The sequence below is a fragment of the Pyxidicoccus sp. M15 genome, from assembly GCF_056858435.1.
On the sequence record NZ_CM166495.1, the window covers coordinates 12,989,553 to 13,010,783 of the forward strand.

Below are 21,231 nucleotides of genomic sequence, written 5' to 3' on the forward strand. Positions count from 1 at the left end.
CGCCCTTCACCGACAGGGGCGCGCCCCTACTTCTTCTTCTGGTGCATGGCCGAGGCCACCAGGTTCATCAGCTTGAGCTGCACGGGCGACAGCTTGCGCAGGTTGCGCATCAGCCGGCGCATCTCGGGCGTGTCGTCCTCACGCGTCTTGGCGACGTTCGGCGCCGCCTTGTCCTTCACGGGCGGCGGGGCGGACAGGTCCTCGCCCAGGCCGAGCAGCTCGTGCGGTGGCACGTGGAGCACCACGCACAGCCGACGCAGGTTCTGCACGCTGGGCAGCATGTGCCCGCGCTCCAGCCGCCCGTACACCTCCGACGCCATGCCAATCCGCTCCGCGACATCGGCCTGCGTCAGTCCCATGCGCACCCGGGCGGCCCTCGACGCGGCTCCCAGCATGCTCGCCAATTCTGTGTCCATGCGTGTGTCAGTCCACGAAAGGAGGGGCCCCGCTCCAGGCGCCTCGGAGGCCCATAGATAACCCTCAAGGTCGGGTACTTTCACCATACCTTCAGCGTTTTTTCAAACAAGGCTCGGCCCCGCACCACGGCCCGTTGCGGGCGCTGCGTGCGTTGTGCGGAGTCACGCGATTGCAGCCTCCGCCCGTCGCCTTTCCCACGGACGGCGCAGCGCGCGCTTCCGCGTGGAGCGCCGCGTGTCCACGCTCGCGGCACCTTCCACTTCTCACGCACGGAGCCGCACGCATATGGATTCCATCGGACGCCGCAGGTGGGCCATCGCCGAGGGCTGGATTCCCAGCCAGAGCACGGGGCCCGCCCCGACGATGACGAGCCACGAGACGGCCTGCCTCCTCAACACGGGAGACCGCGACGCCCAGGTGGAGCTGACGCTGTTCTTCAAGGACCGCGAGCCCGTGGGGCCGTACCGCGTCACCGTGCCCGCGCGCCGCACGCTCCACCTGCGCTTCAACGACTTGAAGGACCCGGCGCCCGTGCCCCGCGACACCGACTACGCCAGCGTCATCCTCTCCGACGTGCCCATCGTCGTGCAGCACACGCGGCTGGACTCGCGCCAGGCGGAGAACGCGCTGATGACGACCATCGCCTTCTCGGAGTGACGCCCGGCGCGCCGCTTCAGGTGTCCACGCCGCGGGCCTCGGCCGTGGCCGTGTCCTCCGCGTCCAGCAGCGCGCGCCTGCGCTCGGCCGCGGTGAAGAGCATGGCCAGTGGCAGGCCGAGGAAGACGGCGTGCAGCACCACCTGGGGGAACTGCGGCACGTCGAGGAACCACGGGTAGTAGCCACGCCCGACGAACTGGAAGCTCACCAGCCAGATGAACATGCCGAAGAGCATCCCCACCGCGGCCTGGAACTCCCAGCGGCCCCGCCCGTCCGGCGTGAGCATCGCGTCCAGCAGGGAGTAGAGCAGCCCGGAGAGGGCGGACAGCACCACGTGGACGCCGAACCCCACGAGCAGCGCCGTGCCGGCGGAGACCTGCGGGCTGAAGGCGGTTGGCCCCAGCACCACGCCCGCGGACATGCGCACGGGCCGCATGGCGCTGTCACCCGACGCCACGGCCAGCACCACCTCCGCCAGCGCCAGCACCACGCCCGCGGCGACGCCGAAGAGCAGTCCATTCGTCGCCGACCACGGGGTGTACCTCCGCCGAGCCATCACGCCTCCTTGTCGGGGCCGCACGCTCGGCCCCAGGCGTCAACGTGGGCATGCGGCGCGCGAGCGGGCAGCCGGAGCGCGGCGGGTGCTCGGGGCTCCGCTTCCCCAGCGGCCGCGCGGGCAGTCCGCTGCCGGACGCGGGACGACACCGGCGGCCAGTGACGGCCCGCGCCCCCGCTCCGCTATCCGGAAGGCAGGCGAGCCCTCCCCCGCTTCCGGGTGCCGAGTGCCCGCCAGGGGAGCCCCTATGTCACGCCTGATTGGCTGCATGGCCGTGCTGGCCTGCCTCACCCTCGTGCCCGGCTGCGGAGACGATGACGACGACGATGACGGCGGCGGTGATGACGACACGGTGGAGTGCCCGACGGGAGGCACGCAGCTCACCGAGCAGAACTTCGGCCGGGCCTTCCTGGACGCCTACTGCACGCGCTGCCACCGCTCCACGCTCACCGGCGCCGCGCGCAACGGGGCACCCGTGGGCCTCGACTGGGACGTCATCGCCTCCGTGCGTGAGCACGCGGCGGAGATGAACGATGAGGCGGGCACCGACGCGGACGGCAGCGTGAATCGCGAGATGCCCCCCAACGACCCGCGCCCGTCCGACGACGAGCGCCGCCAGCTCTCCGAGTGGCTCGCCTGCGGCGCGCCGTGACGCCCCCGGCCGCGCCCGCCCGCCACACCCCCGCCGTGCGAAGCGTGGCCTCGCCCCCACGCATGGGGGCCGCATCGCCTCACGCCATGCCCCTCCACGGGGCGTGGCGCCTCCCTTCCCATGCGGCCCCATCGCCTCACGCCGTGCGAAGCGTGGCCTCGCCCCCACACCCCGGGGCAGGCCACCCCACCCGGACGGCCGCTCCTGTCGTTTCTTCCGCGTTGCCGCGCCCCGCCCTGTAACTCCTTCACCCTGAGTCGCCGTACACCTGGGCATCTACCCGGACTCCCAGCGGGAGCGGGCAGGCACGCCATTGGCAAGGAGCGAACCCGGGAAAGGACGACGAAACCGGGTATGCCGCAGCTTCGCCACCACAGCCAGGGTCCGTACCGCGTGCACTACGCGCCCCAGGCCTGGCGCGAGGTGGGGCGCATGTCGGCGGAGACCTTCCTCGCGCTCCAGGCGGTGCTGGAGGAGCTCGGCGACGACAGCGGGCGTGCCCCGGAGGCCACCAACGGCCTCGCCCGGCATGCCCTGCCGCAGCACGGGCTGGAGCTCGAGTACACCTGGGATGAGCGCTCGCGCACCCTCACGCTGCTGTCGCTCGTGCGCGTGCCGCGCAAGCCGTGAGCGACGCCGGCCTTCAGGCCACCGTGCCGCAGAGCGTCTGAACCGCGTCCAGCAGCTCCTCGACGATGAAGGGCTTGCGCAACAGGCCCCGCGCGCCCGGCGGTGCCTCCGTGGAGACGGCGGTCAGCACCAGCACCGGCACGCCCTGCCACTTCGGCGTCTCGCGGATGCGCGCGAGGAACTCGTGGCCGTTCATCACCGGCATCATCAAATCCAGCAGGATGAGGCACGGCCGGCGCAGGTGCTGGAGCTCGTCGAGCGCCTCGCTGCCATTGGCGGCGATGGTGACGTCGTAGCCCTCCCCCTCCAGGATTTCCGCGATGGCGGCCCGGATGTCCTCGTCATCCTCCACGACGAGCACGGACCTGCGCGGCGCAGCGGTGGCCATGTGCGAAAGCATAGAAGCCCCGCAAGCCGCACCGCGACCGGGGACGCCCCCCGAGCCAGCATTAGTGGACAGAAATCCACCCTCCGGGCTCGAAGCGCAGCCTCCCCAACAGACATTTCCGCTGAGCTTCGAATCGACGCATTTTTAGTTTGAGCTCGAAACGCAAGTGGGGCTTGTTCATCCAGAAGGCCACGGCCGGGCCCGAGGAGCGTGCATTCCCTCACGGGAGGCTCGGGCGGCAGGAGGCCAGGGGTTACCTGCGCGTGGGGCGCCTCCCTACCTTGGAGCGGTCATGTCCCGTATGGCAGAGGGCACCACCAGGGTCCGAGGGCAGGGAGGCGGCGAGGCACGGCCGTGGAAGGCACGGGCGTGGGCGGAGCTGGAGGCCGCCCGAGCGCGCGTGCTGCGCATGCTCGCCGGGCTGCCGGAAGCGGAGCTGCTGCGCCAGCACTCGCCGCTCATGTCGCCGCTCGTCTGGGACGTGGCCCACGTGGCCAACTACGAGGAGCAGTGGCTGCTACGCGCGCTCGGGGCGCCGGCCCTCACGGACCCCGCCTTCGACGCCATCTACGACGCCTTCCGTCATCCCCGCGCCACACGCTCGGAGTTGCCGCTGATGGGGCCCGGGTCCGCCTTCGCCTACGCCGCGCGCGTGCGCGAGGCGGTGCGCGAGCACCTGGACTCGCTGCCCGACACCAGCACGGAGCCGCTGCTGGTGGGCGGCTACGTCTTCGGCATGGTGGCGCAGCACGAGCAGCAGCACGCGGAGACGCTCGCCGCCACCCTGCAGCTGATGACGACGGTGGAGTACCGCCTGCCGTCGCCCCGCGCGCGCCCGCGTCCCGGGGCGGCGGCGCTGTCGGAGGTGCTCATCCCCGGCGGCCCGGTGCGCCTGGGCAGTGAGCACCCGTGGGCCTACGACAACGAGCGCCCCGCCTTCGTCACCGACGTGCGGCCCTTCCTGCTGGACGCGCACCCGGTGACGAATGGCGACTACCTCGTCTTCGTCGAGTCCGGCGGCTACGAGGACGCACGCTGGTGGCACCCGAAGGGCTGGGACTTCGTCCAGAAGGAAGGGCTGCGCCACCCGCAGTTCTGGCTGCCGCAGGGCCACCATGTCTGGCTGCGGCGGCGCTTCGGCCTGGTGGAGCCGCTGCCCAAGGACGAGCCGGTGCAGCACGTGTGCTGGTACGAGGCGGACGCGTACGCGCGCTGGGCGGGCAAGCGCCTGCCCACGGAGGCCGAGTGGGAGAAGGCCGCGCGCGGCAGCGACGGCACGCCGCGCGAGCACCCGTGGGGAGACGCGGCGCCCACCGAGGCGCACGCCAACCTGGGCGGGGACACGTGGGGCCCGGCGCCGGTGGGCAGCTACCCCGCGGGCGTCAGCCACGACGGCGTCTGGGGCCTGCTGGGCGACGTGTGGGAATGGACGGCGAGCGACTTCCGCCCGTACGCGGGCTTCGCCGCCTTCCCCTACCGCGAGTACTCCGAGGTGTTCTTCGGAGAGGACTACAAGGTCTTGAGGGGAGGAGCGTGGGCCAGTGCGCCGGTGGCGGTGCGCAATGGCTTCCGCAACTGGGACTTCCCCCACCGCCGGCAGATTTTCGCCGGCTTTCGCTGTGCACGTGACGTGAGGTGAGGCGATGCGGGTGAGAACGGCAGCGCAGACGACGGGGACTCCGGGCGGCGGCACGCAGGGCGCCCCGGGGGTGAGGGTGGACGTGTACGTGCGGCCGGGCGACGCGAAGCGCGCGCTCCGGGCGGAAGCGCTCCAGGGGCTGTGCGGCAATCCCAAGGAGCTGTCTCCGAAGTGGCTCTATGACGAGCGCGGCAGCCAGCTCTTCGACGACATCACCCGGCTGCCGGAGTACTACCCGACGCGGCGCGAGCGCGAAATCCTGCTCGCCCACGCCGGCGACGTGGCACGGCTGAGCGGCGCGGACACGCTGATTGAGCTGGGCAGCGGCACCAGCGAGAAGACGCGCCTGCTGCTGGACGCCATGGAAGAGGCGGGTGCGCTGTCGCGCTTCGTCCCCTTCGACGTGAGCGAGGGCTTCCTGCGGCGCGCGGCGGACTCGCTGGCGCGCGAGTACCCGGGCATCAGCGTGCACGCGGTGGTGGGCGACTTCGAGCGGCACCTGGGCCAATTGCCCGGCGGCGGGCGGCGGCTCGTGGCCTTCCTGGGCGGCACCATCGGCAACTTCAAGCCGGCGCAGCGCGCGCTCTTCCTGCGCGAGCTGTCCGCGGGCCTGCAGCCGGGGGACGGGCTCCTTTTGGGCACGGACCTCATCAAGGACCGCGAGCGGCTGTACGCCGCCTACAACGACAGCGCGGGCGTCACCGCCGAGTTCAACCGCAACGTGCTCCGGGTGCTCAACCGCGAGCTGGGCGCGGACTTCGAGCCGGAGGCCTTCGAGCACTTCGCGCCCTTCGACGAGAAGAACGCGTGGATCGAAATGCGCCTGGTGTCCAAGCGCGCGCAGGCGGTGTGGCTGTCCACGCTGCGGCGGCGCGTGGACTTCGCCGAGGGCGAGGTGCTGCGCACCGAGGTGAGCTGCAAGTTCGAGCAGCGCCAGGTGGAGGCGGAGCTGGCGGAGGCCGGACTCACCCTCACCGAGTGGTGGACGGACACCGCGGGCGACTTCGCGCTGTCCTTGGCGCTCAAACGTTGAGCTTGGAGAAAATCCTCGCTCGGGCGGCGCAACCCGGCGACGCTCGGGCCGAGAATCGTCTGATGCCGGACGGGTGTGGCCGGCAATCGGGGTCCAGGGCCGGGGACCCTTCTGGTCGCCGTCCTGAAGTGGGTTCGCGCGTCGGGGTGACACTCCTTCCTCCTGCCGGAGAGGGAGCATCGGGAGCCTGACGTCTTCGCCTCCTGGCAACGGAGGCTCCCGGGGTCTTCTCGACCCGCTCGCGCACCACGGAAGGACGGAAGGGCCAACACATCCCGCCGGGGGGATGCATCGGGCGGGTGGCTGGGGTTCAACCCGCCGCCACGCCCGATGTCTTGCGGGACAGCACGCGCCCGCGCTCCACGGAAGGACTCACGCGGAAGCGCGGGCTGCGCCGGGGACAACGGACCTGCGACTGGCGACTAGCGACGCGGCGGGTTGCGGCGGGACGGTGCGCGCACGGGCACCGGCACGGGCTGCGCGGTGGGACGCGTCCATGCGGCCCAGAGTCCGGCGACGACGGTGGCGATGACGCCGCCCGCGACAATCACCTGCTCCCCCAGAGGTCCAAGGTCCACGGTGGCGAGTGGGAGGGGGAGCATTCCGGAGAACGACATGCGGGGACTCCTGGCAAGGCACTGCGTGGGAGGTCCTGATGGGTCCAGCAAGGGCACCCAACGCGGGCCGGGGAAGTGCAGGTTAAGTAACCGTGACAGAATGTGGAAGTCCCTCAGCGACGATGACGACGTGGCGTGCACGGAAGTGCACCCCGCGTCCTGTCCTCCAGGGCCTCCTCCCCGTCACGGATTTCATAATCGGTTGGACACGCGGCGCACGCCGGATGTTCACGCGGGGGCCACGCCTGCCTGGTTCCTCTCTCGCGCGCTTCGCGTCGCCGGCCTATCCTGAGCCTCATGCCGTCCGACCTCGCGAGCGCGTTTCTGACCTTCCCCGGCAGGCGCTGGACCCCCGAGGAGTACGACGCGCTCGTCCGCTCCGGCATCCTCGCGGAGGACGAACGTGTCGAGTTGCTCGAAGGAGTCCTGGTTCCGATGACGCCGCCCGGCCCCGCCCACACCAACCTCATCGCGCGGTTGACCATGGCGCTGGCCGTGGCCGCCCAGGGCAAGGCCCTGGTGAGTCCGCAAAGCCCGCTGGCTTGTGGTGACAGCCGCCCGCAGCCGGACCTCGCCATCCTTCCCCTCTCGGAGGACCGGGAGGACCGGCTGCCGCGCAAGGCGCTCCTGGTGGTGGAGGTCGCGGACAGCTCGCTCGCGCGCGACAGGCTCAAGTCGGCCATCTACGCCAAGGCAGGCATCCCCGAGTACTGGCTGGTGGACGTGGCCGCACGCACGGTCGAGGTCCACAGCGAGCCCACCGCCCGGCGCGAGGCGCGCTACCGGACGGTCCACCTGCTCGGCGTGGAGGACACACTGACCACCCCGGCCCTGCCGAAGCTCAAGCTCTCGCTCGCCACGCTCTTCGGGCGCAGCAGGCACTGACGGCGCGCGCGGGCGTCTACACCCGCGAGCTCCCGCACACGCCCCAGCGACAGGTGTGAGTGCCGGAGGACGCGCCAGTGCACCTTTCAAGCAGCGGCAACGCCCCACCCGAGCCCTGAGTCAGGCCTGCGCGCCCGAGCCCTCGGACTCCTCCCGCGCCTGCTCGCGCTTCATGAGCTCCACCTTCATGCACCGGTCCTGCACCACGCGGATGCCGGCGCGGGCCAGCTTCTCCGCGGCCGCGTCGTTGCGGATGCCGAGCTGGAACCACACGGCGCGCGGCTTCTTCTTCAGCAGGTCCTCCACGTGCCCGTCGATGTCCTCGGGCTTGCGGAACACCTCCACCACGTCCACCACCCCGGGCACGTCCGCCACCGCCGAGTACACGGGCTGGCCGAGGATGGGCCCCTTCTCCCCGTGCACCGACACCGGGACGATGTCGTAGCCGTGCGCCTGCAGATGGTGCGGCACCGCGTACGCGGGCTTGTGCGCCTGACTCTCCGAGCGGATGCCCAGCACCGCCACGCGCCGGCTGCTCGCGAGGACCTCCTGCACACCGGCATCGTCCTCGACGAGGTTGTCCTTCCAGTCCATGGCTGCCTCCTGCGACGGAAGGTTGCCACTGCCGGGCCCGGCGGCGAGGGAGCACGTCGTCCGTGCCCTACTTCGGCGCGGCCTGGACCTCGATTTTGCGGCACGCCTCGGTGGCCTCGAGCACGTCCTCCGGCGAGGCACCGGGCAGGCTGGCGCAGAGGAACAGGTCATCCCCCAACCGCCGCGCCCCGAAGAAGCCGGGCGCGTGGAGCCCCAGGCCCCCATCCGCCAGCTTCGGCGCCAGGGTGATGCGCAGGAGGGTGTAGGCCTCCGTCTCCTCCTCCTGGTCCAGCGACAGCTCGTAGCCCTTCAGCTCGCCGCGAACGCGGTCCGCCAGGTCATCCGCCGAGGGCTTCTGCGTGCCCTGCCCGCGCCGCAGGTCCACCCGCAGCACCGGGCGGCCGGGCGGGCCCGCCTGGAAGCTGTCATCGGGCGCCACCTGCGCGGACCAACCGTCGGGCAGCGGCACCTTGATGCCCGAGCGGATGGACGTGCCCCGCGCCGAGGCGTCCGAAGCAGCGGCGTCCGGCGCCGCGTCCTCCTGCTTGCAGCCCTTGCAGCCGGGCAGGAGGCCGAGCGCCAGCACCACCGCGATGTGCTTCCGGGAGCGCACTACTTCTTTTCGCCACCAGGGGGAGGCGGCTTTCCGCCACCGCCGATGTTCTCCATCTTCAGCGAGCCCTCGAAGATGACGCCGCGGTCCATGGACAGCGACGGCGTCTCGAGGTTGCCCTTCACGCGGCCGGGCGTCTTCAGCTCGATGACCTGGGTGGCCTTCACGTTGCCTTCGACCTGGCCGTTGATGATGACGGTGCCGGCCTGGATTTCAGCGTTCACCTTCGCGCCGTCACCGATGACGAGCACGTCCTTGGTGACAATCTGCCCGTTGAACTTTCCGTCGATGCGGACCTGTCCCTCGAACGTGAGCTTCCCCTCGAACTCGCTCCCCTTGCCCAGGAGCGTATGCACCTCACCGGAACGCTGCGACACGGAATCCTCCTCCCGCCTGAACAGAGGCTTGCTGGGTGCTTCGTCTTTTTTCCCGCCAAGGAGCGCCACGTCCTACTCCTTCCTGAGAAGCTTCAAGAGCCGGTCGAGGTCATCGTACGAAAAGAAGTCCACCTCGATGGTGCCCTTTCCTGGGCTGCGTTCAGTGAGCCGAACCTTCGTCCCCAGTCGCCGCTGAAGCTCCTCCACCAGTGACTTCACCTGCGGGCTCTGCTTGGGCGGCGACTTGCCCGCATCCTTCTTGCCCGAAGAGCGACTCTGCTGGACGAGCCGCTCCGTGTCACGCACGGAGAGCTTCTTGTCCGCCACCTGTTTGGCCAGGTTCTGCAGCTCCGGCAGGCGTGGCACCCCGAGCAGCGCCCGCGCATGGCCCATGCTCAGCGCGCCGTCCGCCACCATGACCTTCACGTCCTCGGGCAGCGCGAGCAGCCGCAGGGCGTTGGCCACCGTCGAGCGCTCCTTGCCCACGCGCTGGCTGACCTGCTCCTGCGTGAGCTTGAACTCCTCGACGAGCCGCTTGTAGCCCTCGGCCTCTTCAATCGGGTTCAGGTCCGCGCGCTGGAGGTTCTCCACCAGCGCCAGCTCGAAGGCCTGGACCTCCGTCACATCCTTGACGATTGCGGGCACTTCCTTGAGGCCCGCGGCCTGGGAGGCGCGCCAGCGGCGCTCGCCGGCGATGATGCGGTAGCCGTCTCCGTCCTTGCGGACGAGGATGGGCTGGAGCACGCCCTGCGCCTTGATGGACTCGGAGAGCTCCTTGAGCTTCACCTCGTCGAAGTGCTGGCGCGGCTGCTCCTTGTCGCGGTGGATGGACTCGATGGGCAGCTTGAGGACGCCGGCCTTGTTGACGGCCTGCTCGTTGGCCTTGCCGCCGGCCGAGGGAGCGGCCTGGGGGATGAGGGCGGAGAGCCCACGGCCGAGCGCCCGCTTCTGCATGTCTGCTTTCACCACGTCGTGACTCCAGCGCCGCGGCGACTTTCACGGCGGCCATGAACGACAAAGGCTCCCCGGCAACCTCGGAGAGCCCCCGCTGCTTCCGGAAGACTTCGGCTCACTTCAGGCCACGCGGCGGCGCGGCGACTTGGGGGCGTCGCGCTTCATGAGCTCGCGGCCGAGCGCCAGGTAGCTCTCGCAGCCCTTCGACTTGATGTCGTACAGGATGATGGGCTTGCCGAAGGACGGGCACTCGGACAGGCGCACGTTGCGCGGGACGACCACCTCGAAGACCTGCTTCTTGAAGTAGCCGCGCACCTCGTCGACGACCTGGTGGGCGATGTTCGCGCGCGAGTCGAACATGGTGAGGAGGATGCCCTCCATCTTCAGGTCCGGGTTGAGGCCCTGCTTCACCAGGTCGATGGTGTGCGTGAGCTGCGAGAGGCCCTCGAGCGCGTAGTACTCGCACTGCAGGGGGATGAGGACGGTGTCCGCGGCGGCGAGCGCGTTGAGCGTGAGCAGGCCGAGCGACGGCGGGCAGTCGATGATGACGTAGTCGTACTCGGCGGCCAGGGGGCGCAGGGCGTCGCGGAGGCGGAACTCGCGGTGCTCCTGGTTGACGAGCTCGACTTCCGCGCCGGTGAGGTCCGGCGTGGCGGGGATGACCTGGAGGTAGCGCAGCTCGGTGGGGTGGAGCAGCTCCTTCATGGGGCGGCCATTGAGGAGCGCTTCGTAGATGGTGCCGTGGAGGTTGTCGCGCTTGAGGCCGAGCCCGCTGCCCGCGTTGCCCTGCGGGTCCATGTCCACCAGGAGCGTGCGACGCTCGGCGGAGGCGAGGCTCGCGGCGAGGTTGATGGCGGTGGTGGTCTTCCCCACGCCGCCCTTCTGGTTGGAGATGCAGATGATACGACCCACGTGGCCCATCCTCTCTCTACCCCGGCCGGTGCCAGGGCCCCGCGCGTGAAGCCGTGCACGGTTGCGCGCTGATCCACGCTCCTAGCACCCGCTTCGGGGGAGGATCAAATTGTCAGCGAGCCTCGCCTCCCTGCTCTCTTCGCCGTGTTTCCGCGACGGTGGACGCGGACGGTGCGGGGGTGACTGGGGCACCGTGGATGGGTGGGGCTGGAGGGCGATTCGGTGACGGCGTCGCCACACGGGAGTCGGTGGGGTGAAGGTGTCCGCGGCATCGTGGGGCTCCGTGCGCACGCGCAAGGTGGCCGACTCGGGTTGAGCGCGCTGGGCCCACGGGCGTGCGGTGCCGAAGCGAAGGCCCGCGGTGGGTGCCGATGAGGGCCGAATCCCGCTCCCTATATAAAGGAGGTGGCGCCCGGCTCCAGCCTCGTGGCGGGAGGCGGGGTTCCACGGGTCGCTGGCTCGGCTGCCGGGGAGCCGGGGGCAGTTGAGCCGGGAATCGATGGCTCCGTCCCCATGTGCCCGCCTGCCTGCCTGGACCGGGAGGGGTCCCATGTCAGGCCCCTATATAAGGATACGACCGTGCGGTCTGTTGCGGGGGTGGCAGCCCTTCGGTTGGCTCGTCGGCAGGGAATCCTTCGGAGTCGAGGCGTGGCTGCCCTTCTGGGCTTTTTTCAGCCTCTCGACTGCGCTGGTCGGACGTGTGACGCCTTGAGCTGGAGCGAGCGCGGTGAAGCCGTGGCTCCGCGCATGGCAGCGGTGGTGGCGCGGGGTGTGCTCGCGTGACGAGCGCCGATGAAGCACGCGCGTCCCGGTTCATCGGGAGCGACTCCCATGTGCGAGCTCGAACGCGGTGACGTTGGCCAGTGCCGGGCAACCCCGGGCCCAGGTCAGCAGGCGGGGTGCGCAGGCGGGACAGCACCGGCCCTCCCCTTTCGTGTGCCGCAAGCCGCATGGGCGGACGCGGTTGGGATGGCACTGCACTGGAGCTGGGGTGAAGCCCGCGCACCAGGTCACCGCCGTGGCGCAAGGTGAGTGCCGGTGATGGCACCGTGAGCCGCGTCCGACCGTGGGCATGCGGCCTCGCTGATGACGCCAGTACGGCGGTTCCCATCCCTGTCCATCGGCATGCGCTGCGGGTCTTCGGGCAGGAAGTCACTGCGCATCCCGCCCGATTCGCTTCCGCTCGTGCCCGCCCGGAGCACTGGCTGAGCATGAGCCGAGCGCTCCGACCTCCAGCGCCCTGCTCATGCGCGAGCTTCGCGCCACGCAGCGCCGAGGAGACCGCATCCCTGCTCCATGTGGAACGAGTTCACCTTCCGGACCGAACCACCGCGCGGATTGAGGCCGACCATTGGTGACGCCGCGCGGACCTGAGGGACGCGGGAGACATCTCTGCTCCCCGGACCGAGTCACCACGTCCGCGGACGCAAGCGCGACGGAGGCGCGTTCAGGGTGGGCGCAGGCTCGAGGTCCATGCTCCGGGCTCGACGAGAAGCGGGCTTCCACCGCAAGCCTCGACCCCGAGCCGCCTTCCCACCGTGAGCCCGTAGCCGAGTACCGCGGAATTGAGCGCAGACCGAGGACCCGAGTCACCGCTCTCCAGCACCGCGATGACCGCACGCACGATGCTCGCGTTACGAAGGGCTCATCGTTGCCCCTCCGCGCTCGTGGATGAACGCAGCGCCCACGCCTGCACTTCGCGGCACGGTGCCACCGTGGGTCGCGGCCTCTTTCTGAGGACAGCTCTCGGCACGTCTTCGTGTTCGTCGAGCCCCTCCGGAAACCGGGGGCTCGCTCAACGCCGGGTTGCGCTCCCTGGTGCTGTCATCCGCGCGGCGGTGCCCACCGCATCATGGGGACCCCGGCGACGCTGGCTCTCGAACTCGGAATTCAGGGCTCGGGACTCGGGGCTTCACGGTGTGGCCGGCCCCGTCTGCCCGAGCTGCGGCATGCAGTGGCTCCGCGGTCAGGGACCTATCGCCTCCCGGGCATGCGCTGGACCCGCGTTCCACGTGGAACGGGCCTGTTGCCATCACGGGCGTGGTGACTCGCGAAGTGCCGCGTGGCCTGAGCGAATGGGCATGTCTGTTCCTCCTCCCGTGCCCGAGTTGGTGCACGCCGACACTTGGGGTGTTTCCGCCGGAGGCTTGGGCATGCGGCCGGGCCGCTGACGCATCGGTGCTTCATGCCCGGTACGTCGTTCGTTTCTGCGCTCGCTTCTGCGCCGGATGCGGCGAACCTGGACCACGTGCAGGTCTCAGAAGTGGAGGCCTCCGTGTCACCGCGCGGGGAAGCGTCCTCAAGGGAGCCCCCGAAACAGCGGCTTCGGCGGTCTCATTGCGGTGACGGGTTGGCGGACTGCCCCTGCCCATGTGCCGTCGCGCCTGTTCGACACGAGCCCAGAGAGGGGACCACCGGCGGCAATGCCGACAGCCACCGATGAGCGGATTCAGCCCCAGGCAGTACGCGCCACCTCGCGCATCACGGTGGGCGCGACCTCGCCACGCGGATGCGGCGACACGTGAAGGCGGATGAGACTCCACGCTCCACCTGGAGTTCAGCGCCAGGCCCCGCGCCCGCGCGAAGACTCCGGCCCAGGACTTCGCGCGCAGACACCTGAGGAGCTTCACCAAGCTTATGCGGACCGTGCCGTGCCCCGTCAGCACCACACCGCTTCTCAGCGCGAGGCCGTAGCGACAGGTGGCCAGGTTCCACGTGGAACGCGCCGTGACCTCTGCCCCAGCGCGGAGCCTCTGCTCGACGTGCCAACAGGCGGCATCCACGTTCCACGTGGAACGCCCCCTGACCTCTCGACACCGCACAGTCCCTACGCGCGACGCGACAGCCGATGACCTCCACGTTCCACGTGGAACGTGCCTCGACCTCTCGCCACCACATGGGGCCTCGACGTGAAGCACCAGTCGCCGGCCTGCATCCACTGTCGACTCAGCTCGTGGCCCTCACCTCTCGCCGCCTACGCGAAGCACCAGTCGCCGGTCTGCATCCACGTTCGACGCGGCATGTGGCCCGCACCTCTCGCCGCCTACCCGACGCATCAGCCGCCGGTCTGCATCCGCGCCCGCTTCAGCACGCGCCACGCCCCCCTCGTCGCCTACGCGAGGCATCAGCCACCGGCCTGCATCCACGTTCGGCGTGGCACGCGCACCGCACCTCTCGCCTCCGCATGACGCCTCCGCTCAACGCGTGGACAACAGGCATGCATGCTCCACGTGGAGCACACCCTGCACCTTCGCCATCGCACGATGTCTCCGCACGAAGAGACGGTGATGCGCCTCCGCGCTCCACCTGAATCGCGCCCCAGCCGGGTCTCCGCATGCAGTCCCGGTGCGTGGGCCGACGACGCGTGAGCGGCCTGTTCCACGTGGAACCAGACGCCGGGCTCATCGCCCTGCCTGGCATCGGGTACGGCCCGGCTTCACGGCGATGCCTCCGATGCGCCTTCGCGTTCCACGTGGAACGCACCCATGCCCTCCTCCAGGTCCGCAGCACGGGTTCGACAGGTCGGCACGAAGCCGGAACGACCATGCACCGCGGTGCCACGTGGAACGGGCGCCGACAGGTCCGTGGCAAGACACGACCGCCACGCATCGCGGTTCCACGTGGAACACGCCCCGAGTTCGCCACCATCAGCCGCGACCACTGAACCCGTGCCTGAGTACACGACGATGAGGGTCATGAAGCGCTGTTCGCGTTCCACGTGGAACAGGCCCCGTCTTCCCCGCCATGAGCCGCGACCACTCGCGAGGGCATGACGATGAGGCTCACGAAGCGCAGTCCACGTTCCACGTGGAACAGGCCCTGCGTTCGCCACCATGAGCCGCGACCACTGGGCCCAGGCATGAGTGCATGACGACGAGTCGCGTTCCACGTGGAACGCGAACACGCCTCCGGAAGTCCGCGAGGAGAACGTCGATGGCGGTGCGCCTGACGCGCTGGACAAGGCCGCTCACGTTCCACGTGGAACGTGATGCCGTGCGCGTCGATTCAGCGACGGCTCGAAGTGGCATCCCTGAAGGGACTCATCGCGCCGCACATGCTCCACATGGATGGAGCCGCACCGCTGCACGGGTCGACTCGGCCGCCAGCGGTCTGCGCCCGCGCGCATGAGGCACCTGATGGCGAAGGCCACGTCCCACGTGGAACGCGATGTCGCGTAGCGCGGGTCTGCGAGTGGCTGAACCGGTGCACATGAAGCACCGGCTGAAGCTGGCCACGCTCCATGTCGCGCGTGCTGTTGCGCTGCTCAGCTCAGCGGAGGTTCGAAACAGCGCGAGGAGCACACCCTGGAGCTGGCCACCTGCACGTGGCGACGGATGCCGTGCGGCTTGGCCGTGCGGGTGGCCGAACCGGTGCGCAGGACGCTCTTCAGCGAAGGTGGCCGTGCTGCGCGCGGAGCGAGCTGTCGTGTGAGTTGGCGGAGTGACGGCATGGCGCGACGCACATGCAGCACCCGCTGCGTGCGCCCGCGTTCCACGTGGAACGTGATGCCGCGCGCTGGTGCCTCGGCCCCCGAACCGGTGAGCGACAGGTCCGACCGCCTGCAGCGCAGCACCGGGCAAGGGCGACCCCGTGCATGTGCGGGCACCGCTGTTCGCCGTGGATGCATGAAGGACTGAATGCGCCGTTCGAGTTCCACGTGGAACACGAGGTCTCTCATGTCCTCGCGAACTCAGTTCCAACCCACGTGCCTGGAGCACCAGACGCGCCGATGCGTTCCACGTGGAACGCGCCGGCACTCGCGCGTGAGCGCCCATGAGCGGGAGCTGGGGCAGTGGATGGAGTCGACTGCTCTCCACGTGGAGTTCGGTGCCGCGCAAGCCGACTCCGACCCGGTTCTGACTGATGCCCGTGAAGCACCAGATGCGGCATCACGACTCACACGAGTCCAAGCAGTCGCGCGCAACGGCGGCGAGACCTGATGTGCCTGAACGACGGGCCGCGCGCCCTCCACTTGGAACGTGACGTCTCACGCAGCCGCAGCGCGCACCGCTACGCCTGAAGGACTGGATGACTCCAGCCACGTTCCACGTGGAACGCGGCGCCGCAGTGGCCAGCTCAGCCGCACTTCAAACTCGTGCGGTTGAAGGCCCGCTGCTGTCGCCCACGTTCCACGTGGAACCCGGCACTGCGGTGGTCAGCACAGCTGCGCGTCGAACCCGTGCACCTGACGGCCCGCTGCTGTCGCCCACGTTCCACGTGGAACGCGGCACTGCGGTGGTCAGCACAGCTGCGCGTCGAACCCGTGCACCTGACGGCCCGCTGCTGTCGCCCACGTTCCACGTGGAACGCGGCACTGCGGTGGTCAGCTCAGCTGCGCTTCGCATCCGTGCACTCGAAGGCCCGCTGCCGCCGCCCACGTTCCACGTGGAACGCGACGCCACGATGGTCAGCTCTGCCGCGCTTCGCATCCGTGCGGGTGAAGTCCTGCTGCTGTCGCCCACGTTCCACGTGGAGCGCGGTGCCACGGTGGTCAGCGCAGCTGCGCTTCACAGCCATGCGGCTGATGGCCCGCTGCCGTCATTCACGTTCCACGTGGAGCCCGGCGCCGCAGTGGTCCGCGCAGCTGTGCTTCGAACCTCGACGGCCCGCTGCTGTCGTCCACGTGGAACGCGCAGCACGTCGCCGGCTCGGCCGAACTGACGAAGACTCACGGCTGACCGGGCGAAGCGAGCCGGTGCGTGCAGCAGACCTCAGGCGGGCAACGACCCGGAATCCTCCGCCAGCGCGCCGGAACCAGCGCGGGCCCCGTGCATCAACGGATGACAGGCCCGCGCCCCGTTCCACGTGGAACAAGGAACACGGTCTGGCGCAGTCACCGCGAACGAGCCCACTGCCGCGAAGACGAAGGCACAGCCCGGTGGCACTTCGTTCCGAGTGACGCCCTCTCCACCCCGCCGTACTGATGAGCCATCTCCGGCACCACCACTCCCCTCCCCCGCCGCGCCACCGTCGGCTCCCCGGCGAGAGCGCCCGTGCCCGTCGTTGAAGGAGTCGCTCGCATCGAATCACCTCGCTGCCCGATGACTGAGCGCCCAACCGCGAGGCGACCGGCACATCCACACCTTCGCCGCGGCCATGCCTCAGCTTGTCTGCGCCACCACGGCCACCGGCGAAACGAACTCCTTCAACCGCGCCTGGCACGCCCTCATCGGACTGCCCATGCGCCTGCTCGGCGCGGCCACCTGGGATGCCGCGCGCCATCCGGAGGCGCGCAGCTCCGCGGTGACCAACTGCCAGCAGGCCGAAGTCACCGGCCCACTCTTCTCCATCGACATGTGCCTGCCTCACGCGGATGGCACCTGACGCTGGCCCCCAGTCCATGCCGATGAAGAACCCGGACGGCTCCGTCCGCTTCCTGCCGGCACCGTCATCGGTCTCCATGAGCAACGGCGCACAGGCAGCCGGCTCGAAGAGAGAGAGAGAGAGAACAGCGGCTGAACATGGTGCTCGCGTCCTCGCACCTGGGCACCTGGAACTGGGACATCGCCAGCGACACGCTGCGCTTCGACCCGCGCTGCGAACAGGTCTTCGGTCCGGAGCCAGGCTCGTTTCGCGGCAGCGTCACCACGGACGTCATGCAGCGCCTTCACCCCGAGGACCGCGCCCGCGTCATCGCGCATGCCGATGTCCGCATCCGCGAGCACGCCTACCGCTCCGAGTACCGCCCCATCTGGCGCGAAGGCGGCATCCACTGGGACCAGGCCATCGGCCGCGCGCACTACGGCGCGATGATGGGAAACCCCACGCGCATGGCCGGCAACGTTGCCAGCATCGATGAGCGCAAGACGCAGGAAGTGCCCTTCGAGCGGCGCGTCAGCGCGAACGAGGTCAGCGGGCTCGGCCTGGGACTGCACATCGCCCGGCACATCGTCGAGGCACATGAAGGCAGGTTGCGCGTGAGCACCGCCTCGGCGGCGGCGCGGCATTCATCGTCGAGCCTCCTGTCGCCGGGCCCTCCTCCGACGCGGCGGCTCTGATTCAGGAGCGCGGCGTCACGGACTCCATGACGCAGGCCTGCTCGTGCCATGGCGCCGGATGCCGAGATGCTGGCTCGCACGCGTGCGGCGCCACGGACTCCGCGAACCAAGCCTCCTCATGTGGCAGCACCGAACATCGAGGTGACGCCTCACGCACGCAGCGCCAAGGACTCCGCGAACCAGGCCAGCTCCTGCGACAGCGCCGAACATCGAGGCGCCGCTTCACGCACGCAGCGCCAAGGACTCCGCGAACCAAGCCTCCTCATGTGGCAGCACCGAACATCGAAACGCCGCATCACGCACACAGCGCCACTGACTCCACGCAGTAGAGACATCCTCGTGAGGCAGCGCCGAACGTCGAGGTGCAGGCTCACGCGCGCAGCGTCACGGGCACCTCGAACCCTGCCTGCTGGTACCGGAACTCCAGACTCCGCCTCGTCGACTCACGAGCGCGGCGACACAGGTTCCACGAAGTAGGCCTGCTTGTGCCGGGGCTCGGCGTCGTACGCCGCGGCGAGCTTCCGGGCGACTTCCTCGCTCGGATGCACGGCGACTTCAACGCGGTTGCCGTGCTCATCCTGGCGGATGACGGCCCAGCCACTTCGCGGCGGCTTCGTCTGCGACAACGGCGGCGGTGTTCCACGCGCCTCGACGGCGTACCACTGCTTGTGGGCTCGGGCCTCCATCAGCCTCGCGAGGCACTCGGCACGCGCGCGGACCTGCATCACGCAGACGTCATGGCGATTTCCCGTGTCGTCCTGCCGGTACACGGCCCAGCCGTTCCTCGCGCGAGGCCTTCCTTCGTCCGCGCGCCACTCCACCTCCGCGCTCCACCAGCCAAGGTGCGCAAGCGCATGGTCGATTTCCTCCGCGTCCGTGAAGACCTCGAAGCAGTCGGTGCGCTCGCGGTAGAGGGCCACCACCGTCAGTCCACAGTCCGCTCGCCAGACCCAGGACTCTGTCGGCCCGAGCCCATCCCCCTGCGCGTCCCTTCCGTGCGGCGGCCCGAGCCGTCGCTCGAAACCGGCACGAGACTCGCGCGCGAGCACATCGTGGTTGCGGTCATACATCCAGACGAGTGGCCCTTCCGTGCGCAGCGGCTTCATCCGTGGCACCCCCGCCACGAAGTTAACGGCGCACCCGGGCCGCGCCACCGACGCGGCGCTTCGTCACGCCCTCCCCTGAAACGAGCCAGCAGTTCCGCGTACGGGCACATCCGCTCAGCTCCGCGCAGTGCCCAGCACAGCGCGCCGCCCTGGGACTGCTCCGCGTGGAACAGCGAGCGCGCCGCGAGCAGGTACCGCTTCCGCTCCCGCAGCCCGCGCAGCTCGGGGCGCACGGCGGTGGGTTACCTCCCCGCGTGGAGCAGATAGCCGACCGCGAGCTGGTACAGCTCCCGCTCCAGCAGTCCGCCCTCGAGCAACTCGGGACGCTCGGTGACGGCCTTGTGGGTCAGCGCTTCGAGTGCCGTCTCGAGGACCACCGCGGCGACCGCGGGCTGCATGCCCCTGGGCAGGCGCCGCGCATGGGTGCGCAGGAACCGCTCAATCAGCTCGGTGATGCGCCCGTTCGTGTCCATCACCTCCGCGATGCGCCCCACGCGCGGCACCTGCTCGAAGAGGATTTTGTGGAGCTCGGGAGAGATGCGGTGCGTATCCACGCCGACGCGGATGATGGCCCTCAAGCCGTCCTCGAGCGATGCGCTCCCCAACCCGGCGAAGGCCTCCTCCGCGACCTGGACCATCTCTCCGGCGTGACGCTCGATGAGCGCGGCGACCAGGGCCTCCTTGCTCGGGAAGTATTGGTAGAGCGAGCCCACGCTCACACCGGCCCGCTCGGCGACTCGTGCGGTGGTCGCCTTTTCGTAACCGTGTTCCACCAGAACCTGAGCCGCCGCTTCGAGCAGCGCGTCCACCGTCGCCCGTGAGCGCGCCTGACGCGGCAGTTTCCGAGGGTTTGTCTCGACGGAAGTCATGCGTCCCGGGCGCTCCTGAATGCGAATACCGAATGTGACGAAACATTCGCATATTGCCTCTGCATCAACAACGGAGGCACGCATGGAAGGTCGAAGCACTTCGGGAGCTCGGAACAGCAACGGCAAGGTCGTCCTGGTGACGGGCGCATCCTCGGGCCTCGGCCGGGCCACGGCGGCACGGCTCGTCCAGCGTGGCCACCGCGTCTACGGCACCAGCCGTCAGCCGGTACATGCGGCGGACTGGCCCATGCTCACGCTCGACGTGTGCTCCGACAGCTCAGTCACGGCGTGCATCGGCGAGGTGCTCGCTCGCGAGGGGCGCATCGATGCCCTGGTCAACAACGCCGGCTACGCCTTCATCGGCGCGGTGGAGGAGACGCACCTGGAGGAGGCACGCGCACAGCTGGAGACGAACTTCTTCGGCGCGCTGCGGATGATGCTGGCGGTGCTGCCGACCATGCGCGCACGCGGCGCGGGGCACATCGTCAACATCAGCTCGCTGTCGGGCGCGGTGGCGGTGCCGTTCCTCGGGGCGTATGCGGCGAGCAAGCACGCGCTGGAAGCCATGTCGGAGGCGCTCGCGCACGAGCTACGCGATACGCCACTCCGCGTCACGCTCCTCGAGCCCGACGGCATGCGCACGCGCATCGGCTTCCATCATCCTCGCGTCGAGCATCCGGAGCTGGCACCCCGGCGCAAGCGACTGGTGTCATTGCTGGAGCGGGCCACGCGCGAGGAAGGCAATGACCCCGACCTGCTGGCCGCAGTCGTGGAACAGGTCATCGAGGACAGCGCGCCACCCCTGCGCATCGCCATCGGCGAGGGTGCGAAGCGGCTCATCGAGGCCCGCCGCACCCTGCCCGAGGCGGAGTTCGGCAGGCTGCTGGCCGCCGCGCTCCAGCTCGACGCCGACACCGCCGCGGCCTGAGGAGGCGACGATGACGGGCCTGTCCTTCACCATCGCCATGGAGCTCGCCGCGATTGGCGACCCTCGACATGCCAGGATGCTCGGTGACTTCACCGTGCAGCGCGATGCGATGCTCGGAGTCATCCGGATTGGCGTGGAGGGAACGGAGGGCTTCTGGGAGCGCCATGACGGAGGCGACGAGCTGCTCGTCCTCGTCTCCGGGCGCATGACGATGACGCTGCGTCCGGCGAGTGGACCGGACCATGCGCATGACCTTGGTGCGGGAGACGCGCTGCTGATACCGAGAGGCGTGGCCCACTCGGCGCGGCTGCACACGCCCGAGGTCCACCTCCTGTTCGTCACGCCTCGCGACGGGAACGAGGCCTGGACCGAGCATCCCGAGGGAAGGCGCAGGCACTGAGCCAGA

Annotated in this window: 21 protein-coding genes; 10 read left to right on the plus strand and 11 right to left on the minus strand. The window is 69.8% G+C overall.

What is annotated here, in order from left to right:
- Positions 1-26: 26 nt before the first annotated feature.
- On the minus strand, positions 27-416 hold the full coding sequence (locus ACX9TP_RS48675) for a helix-turn-helix domain-containing protein (RefSeq protein ID WP_482977582.1): 390 nt from the start codon (positions 414-416) through the stop codon (positions 27-29).
- 286 nt (positions 417-702) lie between these two features.
- Here ACX9TP_RS48675 and ACX9TP_RS48680 point away from each other — a divergent pair, with 286 nt between their 5' ends.
- Positions 703-1,074 (plus strand): sensory rhodopsin transducer, encoded by a 372-nt coding sequence (locus tag ACX9TP_RS48680; protein ID WP_482977583.1) that lies wholly within the window; start codon positions 703-705, stop codon positions 1,072-1,074.
- Positions 1,075-1,090: 16 nt separating this feature from the next.
- On the opposite strand, the gene ACX9TP_RS48685 is transcribed toward ACX9TP_RS48680, so the two are convergent.
- Positions 1,091-1,630: a hypothetical protein gene (locus ACX9TP_RS48685; RefSeq protein WP_482977584.1), complete on the minus strand. Its 540-nt coding sequence runs from the start codon at positions 1,628-1,630 to the stop codon at positions 1,091-1,093.
- 247 nt (positions 1,631-1,877) lie between these two features.
- Here ACX9TP_RS48685 and ACX9TP_RS48690 point away from each other — a divergent pair, with 247 nt between their 5' ends.
- Together ACX9TP_RS48690 and ACX9TP_RS48695 are read left to right on the plus strand one after the other, a co-directional pair.
- Positions 1,878-2,282 (plus strand): hypothetical protein, encoded by a 405-nt coding sequence (locus ACX9TP_RS48690; RefSeq protein ID WP_482977585.1) that lies wholly within the window; start codon positions 1,878-1,880, stop codon positions 2,280-2,282.
- A gap of 354 nt (positions 2,283-2,636) precedes the next feature.
- On the plus strand, positions 2,637-2,912 hold the full coding sequence (locus ACX9TP_RS48695; protein WP_482977586.1) for a hypothetical protein: 276 nt from the start codon (positions 2,637-2,639) through the stop codon (positions 2,910-2,912).
- A 13-nt stretch (positions 2,913-2,925) separates the two neighbouring features.
- Here the strand turns inward: ACX9TP_RS48695 and ACX9TP_RS48700 are convergent, their stop codons facing one another.
- Positions 2,926-3,300: a response regulator gene (locus ACX9TP_RS48700; protein ID WP_482977587.1), complete on the minus strand. Its 375-nt coding sequence runs from the start codon at positions 3,298-3,300 to the stop codon at positions 2,926-2,928.
- 292 nt (positions 3,301-3,592) lie between these two features.
- Between ACX9TP_RS48700 and egtB the strand changes: the two genes are divergently transcribed.
- The gene (gene egtB, locus ACX9TP_RS48705) at positions 3,593-4,939 is read left to right on the plus strand and encodes an ergothioneine biosynthesis protein EgtB (protein ID WP_482977588.1); all 1,347 of its coding nucleotides are present in this window, start codon (positions 3,593-3,595) and stop codon (positions 4,937-4,939) included.
- Positions 4,940-4,949: 10 nt separating this feature from the next.
- Positions 4,950-5,972, plus strand: coding sequence for an L-histidine N(alpha)-methyltransferase (gene egtD, locus ACX9TP_RS48710; protein ID WP_482977589.1), 1,023 nt, complete (start codon positions 4,950-4,952; stop codon positions 5,970-5,972).
- A 422-nt stretch (positions 5,973-6,394) separates the two neighbouring features.
- Here the strand turns inward: egtD and ACX9TP_RS48715 are convergent, their stop codons facing one another.
- Entirely contained in the window at positions 6,395-6,589 is a 195-nt protein-coding gene (locus ACX9TP_RS48715) for a hypothetical protein (RefSeq protein ID WP_267857956.1), read from the minus strand.
- A gap of 297 nt (positions 6,590-6,886) precedes the next feature.
- On the opposite strand from ACX9TP_RS48715, the gene ACX9TP_RS48720 reads away from it, so the two are divergent.
- The gene (locus ACX9TP_RS48720; protein WP_482977590.1) at positions 6,887-7,474 is read left to right on the plus strand and encodes a Uma2 family endonuclease; all 588 of its coding nucleotides are present in this window, start codon (positions 6,887-6,889) and stop codon (positions 7,472-7,474) included.
- Between the two features lie 120 nt (positions 7,475-7,594).
- On the opposite strand, the gene ACX9TP_RS48725 is transcribed toward ACX9TP_RS48720, so the two are convergent.
- The 5 genes from ACX9TP_RS48725 to ACX9TP_RS48745 all read right to left on the minus strand — a co-directional run bounded on the left by ACX9TP_RS48725 (position 7,595) and on the right by ACX9TP_RS48745 (position 10,924).
- On the minus strand, positions 7,595-8,068 hold the full coding sequence (locus tag ACX9TP_RS48725) for a CoA-binding protein (protein WP_482977591.1): 474 nt from the start codon (positions 8,066-8,068) through the stop codon (positions 7,595-7,597).
- Positions 8,069-8,135: 67 nt separating this feature from the next.
- The gene (locus tag ACX9TP_RS48730; RefSeq protein ID WP_482977592.1) at positions 8,136-8,681 is read right to left on the minus strand and encodes a hypothetical protein; all 546 of its coding nucleotides are present in this window, start codon (positions 8,679-8,681) and stop codon (positions 8,136-8,138) included.
- Positions 8,681-9,127, minus strand: a complete 447-nt coding sequence (gene bacM / locus ACX9TP_RS48735) for a bactofilin BacM (RefSeq protein WP_482977593.1) — start codon at positions 9,125-9,127, stop codon at positions 8,681-8,683. The genes ACX9TP_RS48730 and bacM overlap by 1 nt, the downstream gene beginning before the upstream one ends.
- A gap of 3 nt (positions 9,128-9,130) precedes the next feature.
- On the minus strand, positions 9,131-10,027 hold the full coding sequence (locus ACX9TP_RS48740; RefSeq protein ID WP_482977594.1) for a ParB/RepB/Spo0J family partition protein: 897 nt from the start codon (positions 10,025-10,027) through the stop codon (positions 9,131-9,133).
- Between the two features lie 105 nt (positions 10,028-10,132).
- Complete coding sequence (locus tag ACX9TP_RS48745; protein ID WP_482977595.1) at positions 10,133-10,924, minus strand: ParA family protein; 792 nt, start codon at positions 10,922-10,924, stop codon at positions 10,133-10,135.
- 6,096 nt (positions 10,925-17,020) lie between these two features.
- Between ACX9TP_RS48745 and ACX9TP_RS48750 the strand changes: the two genes are divergently transcribed.
- Complete coding sequence (locus ACX9TP_RS48750) at positions 17,021-17,248, plus strand: hypothetical protein (protein ID WP_482977596.1); 228 nt, start codon at positions 17,021-17,023, stop codon at positions 17,246-17,248.
- A gap of 137 nt (positions 17,249-17,385) precedes the next feature.
- Positions 17,386-17,922 carry a PAS domain-containing protein gene (locus ACX9TP_RS48755; protein ID WP_482977597.1) on the plus strand — a complete coding sequence of 179 codons (537 nt, stop codon included), beginning with the start codon at positions 17,386-17,388 and terminating at the stop codon, positions 17,920-17,922.
- 443 nt (positions 17,923-18,365) lie between these two features.
- Here ACX9TP_RS48755 and ACX9TP_RS48760 read toward each other — a convergent pair whose 3' ends face one another.
- A complete protein-coding gene (locus ACX9TP_RS48760) occupies positions 18,366-19,028 on the minus strand; it encodes a hypothetical protein (RefSeq protein ID WP_482977598.1) in 663 nt (220 codons plus the stop codon).
- A gap of 242 nt (positions 19,029-19,270) precedes the next feature.
- Positions 19,271-19,897, minus strand: coding sequence for a TetR/AcrR family transcriptional regulator (locus tag ACX9TP_RS48765; RefSeq protein WP_482977599.1), 627 nt, complete (start codon positions 19,895-19,897; stop codon positions 19,271-19,273).
- Between the two features lie 82 nt (positions 19,898-19,979).
- On the opposite strand from ACX9TP_RS48765, the gene ACX9TP_RS48770 reads away from it, so the two are divergent.
- Both ACX9TP_RS48770 and ACX9TP_RS48775 read left to right on the plus strand, forming a co-directional pair.
- Positions 19,980-20,825 carry an SDR family NAD(P)-dependent oxidoreductase gene (locus ACX9TP_RS48770; protein WP_482977600.1) on the plus strand — a complete coding sequence of 282 codons (846 nt, stop codon included), beginning with the start codon at positions 19,980-19,982 and terminating at the stop codon, positions 20,823-20,825.
- Between the two features lie 10 nt (positions 20,826-20,835).
- Complete coding sequence (locus ACX9TP_RS48775; RefSeq protein ID WP_482977601.1) at positions 20,836-21,225, plus strand: cupin domain-containing protein; 390 nt, start codon at positions 20,836-20,838, stop codon at positions 21,223-21,225.
- Positions 21,226-21,231 lie beyond the last annotated feature (6 nt).